This is a genomic window from Pseudorhodoferax sp. Leaf265 (assembly GCF_001422365.1).
GTDB lineage: Bacteria > Pseudomonadota > Gammaproteobacteria > Burkholderiales > Burkholderiaceae_C > Pseudorhodoferax.
Window position 1 is genome coordinate 263,264 of record NZ_LMMT01000037.1, and the last position, 15,954, is coordinate 279,217.

Here is a 15,954-nt window from a genome sequence, read left to right on the forward strand (position 1 = left end):
GGCTCACGCGGATCGCCGTCACAATCCTCAAATCCCATTGACTTCTCGTTAGCCCTTCATGCAGTCCCACAAGCCCACGCAGTTGCGGCTGGACCTGACCTCCGACCTGCAGAAATGGCGCGCCTTCCTCGCCATCGCCGAGCTAGGTAGCCTCACGCGTGCGGCTCTTTTTCTGGACAGCAACCAGTCGCTGCTGAGCCGCCACCTCAACGCGTTGGAGCGCGAATGCAAGGCACGCCTGTTCAACCGCACTGGCCGCGGTGTCGCGCTGTCCGATGTGGGGGAGCGCATCTTTCCGTTGGTCAAGGCCCTGCTGTCCGACGCCGAGCAGTTGGAAGCGGAGATCCTGGGCGAAGCGCGCGAGCCGGCCGGCCGCGTCACCATCGGCTCGTTGCCCTCCATCACCAACCCCATGGTCGGGCGGCTCTTCAGGCAACTGCGCGGACTCCACCCGGGCGTGCACCTCAAGGTGTTGGAAGGCTCCAGTGGCCAGGTCGAGGAGTGGCTGGCGGATGCGCGTGTCGACATCGCCATCCTGTACCGCTACGGTGGTGCGCCACCTGAGCACGAGCGGGCCTTGGCCACGGTGGACAGCTACCTGATCGGCGCGCCCGGGGACCGGCTCACGGCGGCCGACGAGGTGCCGTTCTCCGCACTGCACGAACTGCCCTTCATCCTGCCCGGCGTGCCCAATGGCTTGCGCACGGCGTTGGACGCCATGGCCCGGCACGAGCGCATCACGCTGGCCCCCGTCATCGAAGCCGATTCGCTGCCGCTGATGCGCTCAACAGTGGCGGAGGCGCGGCTTTACACCGTGCTGCCCATCCACGCCGTGTGGTCCGAGGTCCAGGAGGGCAAGCTGCAGGCGGCCCGCATCGCGACGCCAACCCTGCAGCGCATCGTGTCCATGGCCACGGCGCGCAGCAAGGGGCCGAGCCGGGCCGTGGCGGCCGTGGCGGCCGAGATCGTGCAGATTGTCGAAGACAGCGCGCGCAGCGGGATGTGGCGCTCGGGCATCGCGGCGAATGGCGACTTGCCGCCCGCCGCATAGCAGGCTTGCCGGGCCTGCACACGCGACCCGCGCCGCAGCCGATAAGCTGGCATGCTTTCCGCTCGGAGACGACACGCATGCCTCGCATCACGCTATTTCCCACCGACGCCATGGACGATGCGCAGCGCGCCGTCCACGACCGTATCGTCTCCGGCCCGCGCGGCCGCATCCAGGGCCCATTGCGCGCGGCGCTGCACAACCCGGAGCTGGCCGACAGATGGCAGGCCTTCGGCGCGCTGCTGCGTTACGGCACCAAGCTCACGCCGCGCCAGTCCGAGATCGCCATCTTGGTCACGGGCCGCGCCTGCCAGTCGCCATTCGAATGGTATGCCCACCGCAGCGAGGCCGAGAAAGCCGGTGTCGAACCGTCCGTCATCGCGGCCCTGCTGGCGCAGACCGAGCCGCCTGGGCTGTCGGACGACGATGCCGCCATCTACCGCTATGCGGTGGAGTTGAACCGTCACCGCTCGGTCTCCGACTCCACCTATGCACGCGCGCTGGCCTGCTTCGGCGAGCGCGGCGTGGTTGAGCTGACGGCGCTGATCGGCTACTACACGCTGGTCGCCATGACGCTGAACTGCCACGAGATCCCTCTGCCCGAGGGCGAGGTGCCAGCCTTCCCGCTGCCGCAGCGCGGAGCCATTGCATGACCATCGCCGGCTGGGATTGCCACGCCCACTTGTTCGGACCCTACGCGCGCTACCCGCTGGCCGCCGAGCGCAGCTACACACCGCCGGAAGCGGTAGACGTCCGGTACGCGACACTCCTGCAACGCCTGGGCCTGGCCCACGGCGTGCTGGTGCATGCCAGCGCCTACGGCAAGGACCATACTCTGCTGCTCGACACGCTGGCCCTTCGGCCGGATTGGCGCGGCGTGGTTGTCGTCCAGCCTGGCGACGCTCTGCCTCTGGTCGGCCTGCACGCACGCGGCGTACGCGGTGCGCGCTTCAGCCACCGCAGCGGCGCGGCCAACTTTGCTGGCAGCGCGTCGTTCGAGGACCTGCTGGCGCTGGCGCCGCAGCTGGCCGACGCCGGCTTGCACGCCGAGCTGTGGACCGATTGCCAGGTACTCCCCGACATTGCTGCCGAACTGAAGGCACTGCCCGTGCCCGTCGTGATCGACCACATGGGCGGCTTCGATGTGGCCGCGGGTGTCGACGCTCCGGGCTTCCGTACGCTGCTGGAGTTGCTCGCCACCGGCAAGATCTGGGTGAAGCTGTGCGCCTACCGCAACTTGTTGCAGTCGCCAGACTGGCAGGTCGGCCGCGTCTTCCAGCAGACGATGGTGGCGGCCAACCCAGAGCGCCTGGTGTGGGGCAGCGACTGGCCGCACCTGCGTGTGACGCCGGAGCCGGATGCGGCCCGGTTGCTGGCGTTGTTCGAGGACTGGGCCGGTAACGAGGCTGTGGTGCAGCAGGTCCTCCACGCCAATCCCGAGACCCTGTACCGCTGACACGCGCGCCCCCATTGGGGCGCGCCATCCTGAACCATGCCCGCTCAACCCCTGGGTGGCCGGGCCATGCGGCACCAGAACGTGTGCTGGATGCCTGCTGCCAGCAGAGACGTGGACGCCCCCGGTGCCACGCCGGTGTAGGCAGTGCTCGCATCCGACACGCTGTAGGACGATGCGCGCAGGTTCTTCAGTCGCGAGTGGCCTGCGTAGAGGTCGGTCTGGCGCGACAGCGCATGCACGACATTGATGCTCAGCTGGCTGGCATCGAAGTTGCCAGCCGTGCGGTCGTCATAGCGCTTCCAGGAGACGTTGACCGTCGTCGTCGTGGCCACCGGCACAGAGCCGCCGACCAGGTAGCTGCGGTAGCTGCGGCTGAAGATGCTGGTCGGGCTCGCCGCTGCGGACGTCCGCGTGCCGTGCCAGGCACCGGACTGCGCGATGCCGGCCACCCTGAACGCGCCGAAATCATGGCGCACGCCGAAGGTGGTGCCGGCGTCGTGGGCCAGGTCGTTGGCGTTGTCGACACGCGTGTACGACAGACCCGCTAGCGTTTTGCCACTGCGGTAGAACACCAATTAGGAACCGGGGCATTGCGCAGCCACCCCACGCGGCGCAAACCTGCCTTCTCCCGCTGCGCAATGCAGGCGCGAGTTGCCCATGGAGTTGGCTGCCGGTGCATAGCTGTCTTGCCGGCCGCGTCCTGACGTGTTGGCTTCCCGGTCACGACACTTCGAGAACGCGGCCGGGCATGTGCGCCGCGACACGCCATCCATCAATGTCAGGAAACCACCATGACTGCAGAAACGCGCTCGCACAACCGTATGCAACGCCATGACCTGGCTGCGCCGCCACTGCGCGACCGCACCCGCCGCCGCTTGGCAAAGGGCCTGGTGGCCGCGGCATGCCTGTTGCCCTTGATGGCCACGGCAAGCGGCGCGGAGCGCAAGACAGTCCAGACCCCGGAGGCCACCATCGTCTACCACGCTCAGGGTCGCGGACCTCTGATCATGGTCATCGCGTCCACCGGGCGCGGCACGGAAGAGTTCGGCTTGCTGGCGGAGCGCCTGGTTGCACGCGGATACCGTGTGTTGCGACCAGAGCCGCGCGGCATCGGTGGCAGCGTCGGCCCGATGGACGGGGTCAGCTTCCACGACTTCGCCAAGGATTTCGCGGCCGTGATCCAACAAGAGGGTGGCACCCCGACCATCGTGGCTGGCCATGCCTATGGCAACTGGATCGCGCGTGTGATCGCAACAGACTTCCCCGCGCTGACGCGCGGCGTGGTGTTGCTTGCAGCAGGAGCCAGGACCTGGCCCAAGGAGCTCAGCGACGCGATCACCATGATCAACGATCCCAAGTCCACCGAGGCACAACGGCTGGCCGGGCTGCGGCTGGGCTTCTTCGCCGCCGGCAACGACCCGCGGCCCTGGCTGGATGGATGGTACGAAGATGTCACGAAGAGCCAGCGTGCGGCACGCCAGCGCACGCGGCAGGCCGACTGGTGGGCCGGTGGCCGCGCGCCGCTGCTCGACCTGCAGGGCGGCGCAGACCCGTTCCGTCCGGTGGCCTCACGCCTGGAGCTGAAGGAGGAGTTTGCGGACCGTGTGACGGTGAAGATCGTGGAGGGCGCCAGCCATGCGCTGCCAGCGGAGAAGCCCATGGAAACGGCCGATGCGGTGGCCGACTGGGCGGACCGCCTGCCGCGCTGAGGAGGTCGTATACGCCCCAAGGGCGCCGTCTTCTCCCTGCTGGCTCGACCGTGACGTCGGGCATGGGCCTGCGGGGGACCTGCGCGGGCAGGGCAATCCGGTGGCCTCGGCCCGCGCAGCCTTGCCCAGGACGGCTGTTCCTCCTTCCATTGGTCTGGGTGGAGCGGCCTGCTGCCAGCAGCCAGGTCGCCGCCCATGCTGGCTACCGGTCCAGCAGGTTCAACCTGCCCAGCAACTGCGTCATTGCCACCTTGTCCGCCTGCACGAATGCCGTGGTCTGCGCGGGCGATAGATCCAGCCGCTCCGCCCCCAGGGACGACAGCAGCGCCTGGTAGGCCGGATCGGCCTGGGCGTCGGCCATGGCTTTGCGCAGCATCTCGACGACGGCGGCCGGCGTGCCCTTGGGGGCGGCCAGCGTGTACCAGGTCGAGACTTCCGAGCCCTTGAAGCCCGCCTCGGCCATGGTGGGCACATGCGGCAGCATCGGCGCGCGCTGGGCGCCGCCATAGGCTAAGGGCAGAAGCCTGCCGTCTGCGATGAAGGCCTGCGTCGCCGCCAGATTGAGCATGCCCATCTGCACTTGGCCGCCCAGCACGTCCTTGATGGCCGGGGCCGCGCCACCGTAGGGCACGTGGGTGATCCGGATGCCGGCGCGCTGCAGGAAAGCTTCGGCGGCCAGGTGCGTGGCACCGCCGCTGCCGGCCGAGGCGTAGTTCAGCCTGCCCGGCTCCTTCTTCGCCAGCGCGATCAGCTCGGCCACGTTGGACACACCCACCGAAGGATGGACCACCAGCACGCTGGGCTGGTTGGCCACACCGGCGATGAACGCGAAATCGGCTACGCCGTCGAACGGGATCTTCTGCATCAGTGGTGTGACGACGTGGCCGGCCGAGGTGCCGATGAGCACGGTGTAGCCATCCGGCCGGGCGCGGGCGACGAAGCCCGTGCCGATGGTGGCGGCGCCGCCGGACTTGTTGTCGACCACGATGGCTTGCTTCAGCCGGGCTTCCAGCAGGCGTGCCAGCCCGCGTGCCAGCGTGTCGGCCGGACCGCCGGCCGCGTAGGGGTTGACCAGCGTGATCGGGCGCGTGGGGTAGAACTCCTCGGCATGCAGCGCAGGCGACAGGCACAGCGCGGCGGCTGCGAGCAGGATGGAGCGTCGATGGGTGGAGGGCATTGCGTTGTCTCGTTGTCAGTTGGTGTTCGTCGGTTCCCATCCCTCGCCGCCAGGCGGGCGCTGCAGCATGGGCCGGTGGAAGATCTCGCCAAGCCCTGCGTAGAAGGGGCCACCCAGTCGGGCGATGGGCCGCATGCGCGCCGTGTCCACGCGCTGGCCGTCGTACACGTCCTGCGACAGATGGAAGGCCACGACCTCGCCGATGTACAGCGTGTTGATGCCGCAGCCGAGCACGATGGCCTGGTCGAGGCGGCACTCCATCTGCACCGGAGAAATCGCGATGCGTGGTGGGCGTACATGGCGGCTGGTCAGCAGTGGGATGCCCAGCACCTCCGTTTCGCTGACGTCGGGCGCGAACTCCTGCGCGCTCTGGTGCATGAGCTCCATGTTGTGCTCGGTCGCCACGTTCACGACGAATTCGCGGCTGCCGAGGATGTTGCGCGCCGTGTCCTTGGTGCGCCCATCGCCGGCGCGCGCGGCGATGTTGATGGCCAGCATCGGCGGACTGGTTGCCACGTAGTTGTAGGAGCTGAAAGGTGCTGCGTTGACGCGGCCTTGTGCATCGACCGTGGTGACCCAGGCGATCGGGCGCGGCGCCACGCAGCCCACGACCAGGCGGTACGCGGTGTCGGTGTCCAGGCTCTGCCCATCGATGCAGACGAAGCCGGCGGGCGCCTCAGCCATCGACAGCCACCGTGGCCTGGAAAGACGGCCGGGCACAAAGCCGCTCGAACCATTGCGCCAGCCGCGGCGCTTGCTGGCGCCAGCCGAAGCTGTCGAAGCGGTAGTCCAGGTAGCCGAGCGCGCAGCCCAACGTCAGCGGTCCGATGGAGAAGGGCGCTACCAGCAGATCGTCGGTCTCGGCGTTCAGCTGCGCCAGGCACGCGCGGGCCTTCAATTCGAAAGCCTCGATCAGCGGTTGCAGTGGCTGCGTGCGCTCGCGCTCGTTGCGCCACAGGATCGAGAGGTCCAGCAGCCCGTCGCCGAGCGCATGCCAGCGCAGCGCCTGCCAGCGCGCGGGGCCCTGTTGCGGGAACAGCGGGCCGTCTGCGAGCGCATTGAGGTATTCGCAGATGACGGCCGAGTCGAACAGCCGCAGGCCGTCGGCGCAGACCAGCGTGGGGATCTTGGACAGCGGGTTGTCCTGCATCAGCGCTGCATTGGGCTTGAGCATGGCCGCCACCGAGCGCACCAGCTCGAGCTGCGGAACCAGGCCCAGCTCGTGGGCGCAGACCATGACCTTGCGCACGTAGGGCGACTTGGGCGACCAATGCAACCGCATGAGCGCGGCCATCAGATGGCTCCCGCCGTGCGCAGCCGGGCGATGCTCTCGGCGCTGTAGCCCAGCTCGGCCAGGATGTCCTCGCTGTGCTGGCCCAGCAGCGGTGGCGCCGTCTGCGTCTGAAGCGGCGACTCGGCAAAGCGCATGGGGCTGGCGACCTGCGGCACGTCCACGCCGCAGGGGTGGGGCGCATGGCGCAGCATGCCGCGCGCCTGTACCTGCGGCTCCTCGAACACTTCGGCCACGTTGTTGATGGCACCGCAAGGCACACCGGCCTGGTCCAGAGCGGCGATCAGTTGCTCGCGCGACCAGGTGGAGAACAGGGCGCGCAGCAGGCCCGACAGCTCGCCGATGTTGCGCACGCGCTGCGCATTGGTGGCGAAGCGCTCGTCGGTGCTCCATTCGGCGCGGCCCAGCACCTCGCACAGCTTGACAAACTGGCTGTCGTTGCCCACCACCAGGATCACGTCGCCGTCGCCACAGGCGTACACGTCCTGAGGCTGGATGTTGGGGTGGGCGTTGCCGTTGCGTCGGGGCAGCTTGCCCGACACCAGGTAGTTCATGGCCTGGTTCGACAGCGTGGCCACCTGCACGTCGAGCATGGCGATGTCGATGTTGTCGCCCACGCCGGTCTCGTTGCGGCGCGCCAGCGCGGCCAGCACCGAGACCGCCGTGTACATGCCTGTCATCAGGTCGACGATGGGAATGCCCACCTTCTGCGGGCCGCCGCCGGGCCGGTCGTCCCGCTCGCCGGTCACGCTCATGAGGCCGCCCATAGCCTGGATCAGGAAGTCGTAGGCCGGCTGGTCGCGGCGCGGGCCGCTCTGGCCGAAGCCTGTGACCGAGCAGTAGATCAGCCGCGGGTTGATCTTGCGCAGCGAGGCTTCGTCCAGCCCGTAGCGTGCCAGCGTGCCTGCCTTGTAGTTCTCCAGCACGATGTCGGCTTCCGCCGCCAGGTCCTTCACGATCTGCTGACCCTCGGGCTTCTCCAGGCTCACCGTGATCGAGCGCTTGCCGCGGTTCACGGCCAGGTAGTAGCCGGCCTCCTTGGTGTCGCGGCCCTCGGCGTCCTTCAGGAAGGGCGGCCCCCAGGTGCGCGTGTCGTCGCCTGCGCCGGGGCGCTCGACCTTGATCACGTCGGCGCCCAGGTCGGCGAGGATCTGGCTGGCCCAGGGTGCGGCGAGGATGCGGCTGAGGTCGAGCACTTTCACGTGCGACAGTGGGCCTTTGGCGGTGGTCATCTGGAGAATCTCCTTGGGGATGCCATTGATTCTGGAAGCCGCCACCGCTTCGGGCTACCCGCCAGCCGGCAAGGCTGTGATGCGCCGCGGCGCATAGCAGCGCCGGCTTTGCATAGCAGGTATGCGCATGGCATCGGTGGCAGACGGGCGGCCGCTTCCTACAGTGCCTGCACGTTAATCCCGTGGAGACATCGCCATGCACAAGTTCCTGAAATCCGCCGCCGCCATCGCGCTGGGCATTGCCGCGCTGTCGGTCGCAGCACAGGGCTATCCCAACAAGCCGATCCGCGTGGTCATCCCGTTCCCTGCGGGCGGCCCCGTCGACCAGACTGCCCGCGCGCTCGGCGCCAAGATGGGCGCGGCGCTGGGGCAGACGCTGGTGATCGACAACAAGGGCGGTGCCGGTGGCCTGATCGGTGCCGATGCGGTGGCCAAGGCGCCGGCCGATGGCTACACGGTACTGTTCTCGTCCGCCGGTGCGCTGGCGATCGTGCCGCACCTCACGGCATCCATGCCCTACGACCCGCAGAAGGACCTGATCCCGGTCACGCAGGCGCTCAAGGTGCCGGCCGTGCTGGTGGTGTCGGCCGCCTCGCCCTACAAGACCTTTGCCGAGCTGAAGGCCGCCGCCACGGGCCAGGGCAGCAAGATCAACTACGCGTCGGCCGGAAGCGGCACGACGCCGCATCTGCAGGCCGAACTGCTCAAGCGCGAAGCCCAGCTCAACATCAACCACATCCCGTACCGCGGCGCGGCGCCGGCCATCACCGACATCCTGGGCGGGCAGGTCGACATGATGATGGTCGACATCCCGGTCGCGCTGCCCTTCATCCAGTCCGGCAAGCTGCGCGCGCTTGCAGTCACGAACAGCAAGCGCATCCCCATCATGAAGGACGTGCCGACCATGGCCGAGCTGGGCGTGCCCAAGGCCGAGGCCTACAACTGGTACGGCATGCTGGCGCCGGCCCGGACGCCTGCCGACATCGTGGGCAAGCTGTACACGACGACGGGCGCCGCGCTGCATTCTCCCGAGCTGCTCAAGCAGTTCGAACAACAGGGGGTGGAGGTGGTGGCCAGCAAGCCCGAGGAGTTCGGCGCCTTCATCGCGGCCGAGTCAGCGCGCTGGGGGGCACTGGCGAAGGCGGTCGGGGCCAAGCTCGATTGAGTGGATGGCGCTCGGCTTGCGCCGCGCGCCCGGGATCAGCGCTGGATGCGGCCGCCGCGCTTGGCCAGCTCCAGCGTCGCGATCGCATTGCGGTGCACCTCGTCCGGCCTGGCGTGGGCCGTCCGGGTCGGCCTTGCCCATCACGATAAAGATGTTGCAGTCCGGGCTGCCGGCGCCGGACGAGAACCACTTGCGGCCGTTGATGACGTAGTGGTCGCCATCGCGCTCGATGGCGCACTGGATGCTGGTGGCGTCAGACGAGGCCATGGCCGGCTCGGTCATCAGGAACCCCGACCGGATGGTGCCGCCCAGCAAGGGCTCCAGCGCGTCCTTCTGCGCCTCGGCGCCGTAGCGTTCGATGGTCTCCATCTTGCCGGTGTCGGGCGCCGAGAAGTTGAAGACCTGGGCCGACCAGGACACGCGGCCCATCAGCTCGCACAGCGGCGCATGGTCCAGGTTGGAGACGCCAGGCACGCCGCGGTGCGCGTGCGGCAGGAACAGGTTCCAGAGGCCGAGAGGCTGGCCTCGCGCGCGAGGGGTTTGAGTTCCTCGATCAGCGGCGAGACCTGCCAGGCATTGCCGGCGCTGCGGAAGGCTGCCATCTCTTCATGGCTGCGGGCCTCGTTCGGATGAATGTGGCGGTCGAAGAAGGCCTGCATGCGTTGCAGCAGGTCGGCCGTCCTGGCGGAGGGTTGGCGAACACGGGTGTCTCCTTGCATGAACCCACGCTGCGTGCGCGGCCGGCCACGGCAGCCCCGCGCCATGCGGTGCGGCGCCCACCGTCGACTTGCGCTTGTCAATCCAGGCGGATGCCGGCGCGCTGTACCACCTGTGCCCATCTGGCCAGGTCGGTCCGGATCAGGCTGGCGAATTCCTGTGGCGAGCTGAGCCGGACCTCGATGCCGGCGTCCGCCATCTGGCGCGCCATCTCGGGCGTGGACATGGCCGCGCCGATTTCGCGGTGCAGCGTGTCGATGATGGGCTGCGGCGTACCGGCCGGTGCCAGCATGCCCAGCCACAACGTCATGTCGTAGCTGGCCATGCCGGGCGTCTCGGCGATCGTGGGTACCGAAGGCATGGCCGGGGAGCGCTTGGCACCCGTCATGCCGAGTGGGCGCAGTTTGCCGGTCTTCGCGTAGTCGACGAAGTTCGAGGTGGTGTCGAACATCATCGAGATGCGCCCGCCGAGGAAGTCGGTCATCGCCGGTGCGCTGCCCTTGTAGGGAACGTGCGTCAGGTCGATCTGGGCCTGGCTCTTGAACAGTTCGCCCGACAGATGGCTGGTGGTGCCGTTGCCGGCCGAGGCGAAGGTCAGCTCGCCCGGCTTGCTGCGCGCCAGCGCGATCAGCTCGGCCACGTTCTGCGCCGGAACGCCCGGATGCACCACCAGCAGGTTCGAGGTGCTGTGCGTCAGCGTGATCGGCACGAAGCTCTTGACCGGGTCGTAGCGCAAGCTCTTGTACAGGTTGGGATTGATCGTGAGCGAGCCCATGGTGGCGAACAGCAGCGTGTAGCCATCCGGCGCGGATGTGGCCACCGCCTCGGCGCCGATGCTGCCGCCCGCGCCGGCCCGGTTGTCGATGACCACACCCTTGCCCAGCCGCTCGGAGAGCTTCTGGCCCAGCGTGCGCGCCATGAGGTCGGTGGCGCCGCCCGCCGGGAATGGCACGACAAGGCGGACGGGCTTGTCGGGATAGTCGGCGGCACTGGCGTGGGCGGCCAGGCACAGCGCGGCTGCACCCAGCAGCAGGTTGCGGCGCCCGGCCCGGTAGGCGTGGCGCATGTCAGCGGCCCGTGAAGACCGGGGCGCGCTTCTCGGCGAAGGCGCGTTGGGCTTCCTTGGCGTCGTCGGTCTTGCCGATCTGTGCCGTCATGTCCTGCTCGTAGCGGTAACCGTCGCGCAGGCTCATGTCCTCGATCACATTCAGCGTGTGCTTGCCCATGCGCGTGGAGACTGGGCTCTTGGACGCGATGCTCTGGGCGATCTCCATGGCTGTGGCCATGAGTTCCTCGGGCGCCACGCAGGCCTCGACGATGCCCAGCCGGTACAGCTCCGCGCCCGGTACGCGCATGCCGGTCAGGGCCATGCGACGCAGGCGCGAATGGCTGAACAGGCGCATGGCATGGCGGCAGCCGCCCAGCAGGCCTACGTCGACTTCAGGCAGGCCCAGCGAGGCTCTCTCGGAGGCCACCAGGATGTCACTGGACGCGGCCATGGCCACGCCCGAGCCGAGCGCCGCGCCGTTGATGGCGCAGACCACGGGCTTGGCGCATTCGCGGATCGCGTGGAAGCACTCGCGCGTGCGGCGCGAATGGGCGGGCAGGTCGCCCGGTCCCTTGATGACGGAGGCGCGGCCCTTCAGGTCGGCCCCTGCACAGAACACCTTGCCGGCGCCGGTCAGCACCACGGCGCGCACCTCGTCCATCTCGGAAATGCGGTCCAGCGCCAGCGTGAGCTCGTCGTTCAGCGTGCGCGTGAGCGCATTGACGGGCGGCGCGTTCATGGTCAGCGTGGCCACATGGCCGTTCAGTTCGTAGATGAGTTGGGTCAGGTCGTCCATGCAGTCTCCAGTGCGCGGCATAGCGTGGTTTTGGCGAGCCACCAGTCTAGTGAACGATGTCGAAGGCAGATAGGACGCAAGCCGCAGGGCTGCTATGCAGATCGGACCATGTCTGTGCCCCTGTGCTGAAGGCCGCGGCCCATGGCTGGGGCGGGCACACGGATCGTGCACGGCCTTGCGACAAAACGGAAAACCCACTGCGTTCATTCGACCGCTCACCCGCCAGCCCATGATGCGCCGCAGGAAAGGTCCTGCGCGATGCCGTCGACCAATGCAAGACGCAGACAGGCGGCAGCCCCCTCCAGCGGCCTGTCCTTGGGACTGACGAGGGCCAGCTCCGAATCCTCCAGCGTCAGCAGATGCCGCGCCACCAGGCCCCGGCGCTGCGCATAACGGGCGCCCAGCGTCTCGACGATGGCCACGCCCAACTGCTGCGCAGCGAACTCGCAGGCGGTATAGGACTGCGTGACCTCCATCTGCGGGTGGTAGGCCAGCCCTGCTGCTGCTATGGCCCGTTCCGTGGCCAGCCCCGCTGGCAGAGCCGACGACAACACGATCGGCCCCAGGGCCGCCACGGCGGCCAGCGTTGGCGGCGCCTTGCGACGTGCCAGCGGATGTGCAGGATGGAACACCGCGTGCAGGCTCAACGGCGCAAGCCGCTCCTTGACGGCGCGCTTGCCGACCGCGGCAGCACTGGTGATGACCAACCCCAGATCGACGCGGTGGTCCACCACCATGTCGACGATTTCCAGCGCCGTGCCGGCCCGCACCGTCAGTGCCACCTGCGGATGGGCCTGCCGCACCGACACCAGGGCCTGCGGTAGCAGCATGGTGGAGGCGATGGCTACGGCGCCCACCGTCAGGCGCATTGTCGTGCCCTTGCGGATGTCGCTCGCCAGCCGGTCGACTGCATCCATGGCCGACAGCGCATGCAGCACCTCCGGAATCAACGAGCGGCCCTGGGTGGTCAGCTGCAGCCGGCGCTGCTCGCGGCTGAACAGCGCGAAGCCCAGCCGCGTCTCCAGGTCGCGCAGCAGCGCGCTCGCGGCCGGCTGGCTCATGTGCACGCTCGCGGCCGCGGCCGTCACCGTGGGCTGCAGGTACATGGCGCGCAGCAGCGCCAGCTCACGCCGGCTCAACATACAGATTTCATATGGAATGAGTCAATTCATCTATTTGACCACTGAGTGCAGCCGCCGAAGAATGCCGCGATGACCTCCAACACCATCGTTTCCGTCATCTGCATCCCTATGCGGCTGCCGTTCCACCACTGGAGCAGCCCACCGCTGTTCGCCGGCCGCCCACGCGACAAGCTGGACAGCGCGCTGGTGCGCGTGCAGACGCAGGACGGCAGCGTGGCCTGGGGCGAGTCCTACTGCGTGGAGCCGCGCGCGTTGCAGGCCATTTTTGAGACGCTCGTCGCGCCGCTGGCCTGTGGCCGACAAGCCGACGAGGAGACACTGCTGCCTGGCATGCAGCGCGTGCTGCACAACCTGGGCCGCTCCGGCCCCGTGGTGCACGCGCTGGCCGGCTTGGACATCGCGCTGTGGGACCTGCGCGCCAAGCGCGCTGGCGTGCCCTTGCACGCCCTGCTGGGCGGCATGCGCCGCGAGCGCGTGCGTGTCTATGCTTCCCTGCTGCAGTATTACGGCAAGGCCGAGCTGCTGCACAGCGTGACCGCGCGCGCACTGGCCCAGGGCTTCACCGAGATCAAGCTGCACGAGCGCACGGCCGAGGCGCTGGCCGCGGTGCGCCACGCGACCGGCCCAGGCGTGCCCATCATGGTCGACACCAACTGCGCATGGCTGCCGCACGAGGCCGAGGCCGCCATTGCGGCCATGCTGCCGCACGAGCCGTACTGGATCGAGGAGCCGCTCTGGGTGCCGGAAGACGCGCAGGCTCTGGCCACGCTGCGCCAGCGCTGCGGAGTGCCGTTGGCCGTGGGAGAAAACGCAAGTTCTGCGCTGGCGCTGCGCCGCATGGCCGAGCAGGGCACGGTGCAGTATGTGCAGCCCAGCGTGATCAAGCTGGGGCTCACGGCTGCACTGGACATTGCGCGTTCCTGCGAAGGCACCGGCACGGTCTGCGCGCCGCAGGTGGCCTTCTTCGGCCCCGGTTTCCTGGCCAGCCTGCACCTCATCGCGGCGCAGCAAGACGAGGTCTCGCTGGAGAGGCTGTTCGTCGAACTTGCCCACGTTCCCTATGCCGCCACCGTGCCCATCGAGAACGGATGGCTGCAGGTGCCCGACGCGCCAGGCTTGGGCGCGGACCCCGAGCCCGCGCTGGTCGAAGGCCGCTACGCCGGCTAACCATTCTTTTCAAATCAAGTGACGGAGACCCACATGCAGATCAACCGCCGCACGCTGTTGCAGCACACCACCGTCCTGGGCTTGTCCGGCTTCGGGCCGCTGTCACGTGCTGCAGCCTACCCCGACAAGGTCGTTCGCGTCATCATTCCGTACCCCGCTGGTGGCGCTACCGACAACCTGGGCCGGCTGTGCGCGCAGGCGCTGCAGCAGGCATTGGGACAGTCTTTCATCGCCGACAACCGCGCTGGCGGCGGCACCACCATCGGCACGCGCGCGCTGGCACAGTCCGCGTCGGACGGCTACACGCTGGGTATGGTGGACAGCAGTTTCACGATCAACCCTGGCCTGCTGGGCGCTAAGCTGCCCTACGACACGCTAAAAGACTTCACCCCCATCTCGCTGGTCGCGACCGCGCCGTTCGTGCTGGTCACCCATCCCTCCGTACCGATCAAGGACCTGGCCTCCTTCATCGCGCGCGCCAAGGCGGCTCCGGGCAGCATGGCCTATGGCTCGGCGGGTGTCGGCAGCGGTCCGCACCTGGCCGGCGAACTGTTTGCGCAGCAGGCCGGCATTCAGGTCCAGCACATCCCCTACAAGGGCGGCGGCACGGTCATCACCGATCTGCTGGGCGGGCAGTTCCAATATGCGTTTGCCACCGTGCCCACGCTGGCCGAGCACATCAAGGCTGGCCGGCTGCGCGCTCTGGCCGTCACGCCCAGGCAACGCGTGGCGCAGCTGCCGGAGGTGCCCACTTTCGCCGAAGCCGGCCTGCCCGGCGTGGACACCATGCCGCTGTTCGGCCTCATCGCGCCGGCGGGCGTGACGGCAGCCATCGTCGAGCAGCTGTCGGCGCCGCTGCGTGCATCGATCCGCGATGGCGAAATGCGCGCACGGCTGCAGGCCATGGGCTTCCTGCCCGTGGGCAGCACGCCCGCGGAGTTCGCGCAGCGCATCCGCGAGGAGAGCGCGCAATGGGCCACGGTGGTCCGTCAAGGGAACATCCAGCCCGAATAGACCGGCCCCCGCAGGCGAAGTGGCTTCCGCCCGGCGTGCTGGGTCAGCGACGCGACGGGCTTGTCCCAGCTTGATCGCGAGGGGCGCGGCCCGAGATCCTCATTGGCCCTATGCGGTTCACGTTCCGCTTCCGCCGCAGTGGTCGCTCGTTGTCGAACCGGGACGATGCTCTCACCGTAGAAGTCAGATGCTTGTGGCTCGGCAGGGTGGAAGGCCGTTCGACGTGGGCGAGAGTGTGCAACGGCTCATGTGCGCAGCGCTCACGCGCAACAGGACTTCGAGCGCCTTGCACCCGGGCAGGCCATCGGGCGCGTGCTGGACGTGACCGACTTCGACGCCATCGACGGCGTGGTGGCGGACATCGAGGCGACGGTGGGGCCGATCGATGTGCTGGTGAACAACGCGGGCTACGGGCACGTAGGGTGTGCTGGAAGAGTCGCCGCTGCACGAGATGCGCCGCCAGTTCGACGTGAACGTGTTCGGCGCGGTGGCCATGACCAAGGCGGTGCTGCCCTGCATGCGCAAGCGCCGGCGCGGCCACATCCTCAACATCACCTCCATGGGCGGCTTCGTCACCATGCCGGGCATCGCCTACCACTGCGGCAGCAAGTTCGCGCTGGAAGGCATCTCCGAAGCGCTGGGCAAGGAGGTCAAGCCCTTCGGCATCCACGTCACCGCCGTGGCGCCGGGCTCGTTCCGCACCGATTGGGCGGGACGGTCGATGGCCCGCACCGCGCGGTCCATCGCCGACTACGACGCGCTGTTCGATCCGATCCGCACGGCACGTGCCGAGAAGAGTGGCAAGCAGCTCGGCGATCCGGCCAAGGCGGCCCGGGCCATGCTGGCGGTGATCGCGAGCGACGCCCCGCCCGCGCATCTGCTGCTCGGCAGCGATGCGCTCGCGCTGGTGCGCGACAAGCTGTCGGCGCTGACCCAGAAGCTGCACGCCTGGGAGGCGCTGGCGCGTTCGACCGATGGCTGAAGGCCCGGGC

Annotated in this window: 15 protein-coding genes and 2 pseudogenes; 8 read left to right on the plus strand and 9 right to left on the minus strand. The window is 68.5% G+C overall.

The features are described from left to right. Window positions 1-58 precede the first annotated feature (58 nt). The 3 genes from ASF45_RS26720 (at window position 59) to ASF45_RS26730 (ending at window position 2,504) form a co-directional block, all read left to right on the plus strand. Entirely contained in the window at window positions 59-1,051 is a 993-nt protein-coding gene (locus ASF45_RS26720) for a LysR family transcriptional regulator (RefSeq protein ID WP_056670696.1), read from the plus strand. A 77-nt stretch (window positions 1,052-1,128) separates the two neighbouring features. Then, complete coding sequence (locus tag ASF45_RS26725; protein WP_056670699.1) at window positions 1,129-1,701, plus strand: carboxymuconolactone decarboxylase family protein; 573 nt, start codon at window positions 1,129-1,131, stop codon at window positions 1,699-1,701. Then, window positions 1,698-2,504: an amidohydrolase family protein gene (locus tag ASF45_RS26730; protein WP_056670702.1), complete on the plus strand. Its 807-nt coding sequence runs from the start codon at window positions 1,698-1,700 to the stop codon at window positions 2,502-2,504. The genes ASF45_RS26725 and ASF45_RS26730 overlap by 4 nt, the downstream gene beginning before the upstream one ends. Before the next feature lie 44 nt (window positions 2,505-2,548). On the opposite strand, the gene ASF45_RS26735 is transcribed toward ASF45_RS26730, so the two are convergent. Then, on the minus strand, window positions 2,549-3,076 hold the full coding sequence (locus ASF45_RS26735; RefSeq protein ID WP_162244062.1) for a porin: 528 nt from the start codon (window positions 3,074-3,076) through the stop codon (window positions 2,549-2,551). Window positions 3,077-3,325: 249 nt separating this feature from the next. On the opposite strand from ASF45_RS26735, the gene ASF45_RS26740 reads away from it, so the two are divergent. Continuing rightward, window positions 3,326-4,213: an alpha/beta fold hydrolase gene (locus ASF45_RS26740; RefSeq protein ID WP_056670965.1), complete on the plus strand. Its 888-nt coding sequence runs from the start codon at window positions 3,326-3,328 to the stop codon at window positions 4,211-4,213. Between the two features lie 202 nt (window positions 4,214-4,415). Here the strand turns inward: ASF45_RS26740 and ASF45_RS26745 are convergent, their stop codons facing one another. The 4 genes from ASF45_RS26745 to ASF45_RS26760 are packed head-to-tail and all read right to left on the minus strand — an operon-like array spanning window position 4,416 to window position 7,913. Continuing rightward, a complete protein-coding gene (locus tag ASF45_RS26745; RefSeq protein ID WP_056670707.1) occupies window positions 4,416-5,390 on the minus strand; it encodes a tripartite tricarboxylate transporter substrate binding protein in 975 nt (324 codons plus the stop codon). A 15-nt stretch (window positions 5,391-5,405) separates the two neighbouring features. Further along, window positions 5,406-6,074: a flavin reductase family protein gene (locus tag ASF45_RS26750; RefSeq protein WP_056670710.1), complete on the minus strand. Its 669-nt coding sequence runs from the start codon at window positions 6,072-6,074 to the stop codon at window positions 5,406-5,408. Next, window positions 6,067-6,684 (minus strand): glutathione S-transferase family protein, encoded by a 618-nt coding sequence (locus tag ASF45_RS26755; protein WP_082551293.1) that lies wholly within the window; start codon window positions 6,682-6,684, stop codon window positions 6,067-6,069. Before ASF45_RS26755 ends, ASF45_RS26750 begins: the two co-directional genes overlap by 8 nt. After that, window positions 6,684-7,913, minus strand: a complete 1,230-nt coding sequence (locus tag ASF45_RS26760) for a CaiB/BaiF CoA-transferase family protein (RefSeq protein WP_056670712.1) — start codon at window positions 7,911-7,913, stop codon at window positions 6,684-6,686. Before ASF45_RS26760 ends, ASF45_RS26755 begins: the two co-directional genes overlap by 1 nt. 196 nt (window positions 7,914-8,109) lie before the next feature. Between ASF45_RS26760 and ASF45_RS26765 the strand changes: the two genes are divergently transcribed. Then, window positions 8,110-9,078, plus strand: a complete 969-nt coding sequence (locus ASF45_RS26765; protein ID WP_056670714.1) for a tripartite tricarboxylate transporter substrate binding protein — start codon at window positions 8,110-8,112, stop codon at window positions 9,076-9,078. A 111-nt stretch (window positions 9,079-9,189) separates the two neighbouring features. On the opposite strand, the pseudogene ASF45_RS26770 reads toward ASF45_RS26765, so the two are convergent. The 4 genes and pseudogenes from ASF45_RS26770 to ASF45_RS26785 all read right to left on the minus strand — a co-directional run. Then, window positions 9,190-9,737 (minus strand): annotated as a pseudogene (locus tag ASF45_RS26770) (acyl-CoA dehydrogenase family protein); the annotation flags it as partial. A 137-nt stretch (window positions 9,738-9,874) separates the two neighbouring features. Continuing rightward, window positions 9,875-10,861 (minus strand): tripartite tricarboxylate transporter substrate binding protein, encoded by a 987-nt coding sequence (locus ASF45_RS26775; RefSeq protein WP_056670717.1) that lies wholly within the window; start codon window positions 10,859-10,861, stop codon window positions 9,875-9,877. A 1-nt stretch (window position 10,862) separates the two neighbouring features. Next, complete coding sequence (locus tag ASF45_RS26780; protein ID WP_156473190.1) at window positions 10,863-11,639, minus strand: enoyl-CoA hydratase/isomerase family protein; 777 nt, start codon at window positions 11,637-11,639, stop codon at window positions 10,863-10,865. 215 nt (window positions 11,640-11,854) lie between these two features. After that, window positions 11,855-12,781, minus strand: coding sequence for a LysR family transcriptional regulator (locus ASF45_RS26785; protein WP_056670727.1), 927 nt, complete (start codon window positions 12,779-12,781; stop codon window positions 11,855-11,857). Window positions 12,782-12,850: 69 nt separating this feature from the next. Here ASF45_RS26785 and ASF45_RS26790 point away from each other — a divergent pair, with 69 nt between their 5' ends. The 3 genes and pseudogenes from ASF45_RS26790 to ASF45_RS26800 form a co-directional block, all read left to right on the plus strand. Further along, on the plus strand, window positions 12,851-13,948 hold the full coding sequence (locus ASF45_RS26790) for a mandelate racemase/muconate lactonizing enzyme family protein (protein ID WP_056670971.1): 1,098 nt from the start codon (window positions 12,851-12,853) through the stop codon (window positions 13,946-13,948). A 33-nt stretch (window positions 13,949-13,981) separates the two neighbouring features. Beyond that, window positions 13,982-14,962: a tripartite tricarboxylate transporter substrate binding protein gene (locus tag ASF45_RS26795; RefSeq protein ID WP_056670735.1), complete on the plus strand. Its 981-nt coding sequence runs from the start codon at window positions 13,982-13,984 to the stop codon at window positions 14,960-14,962. Window positions 14,963-15,211: 249 nt separating this feature from the next. Continuing rightward, window positions 15,212-15,944, plus strand: a pseudogene (locus tag ASF45_RS26800) (oxidoreductase); the annotation flags it as partial. Between the last annotated feature and the right edge of the window lie 10 nt (window positions 15,945-15,954).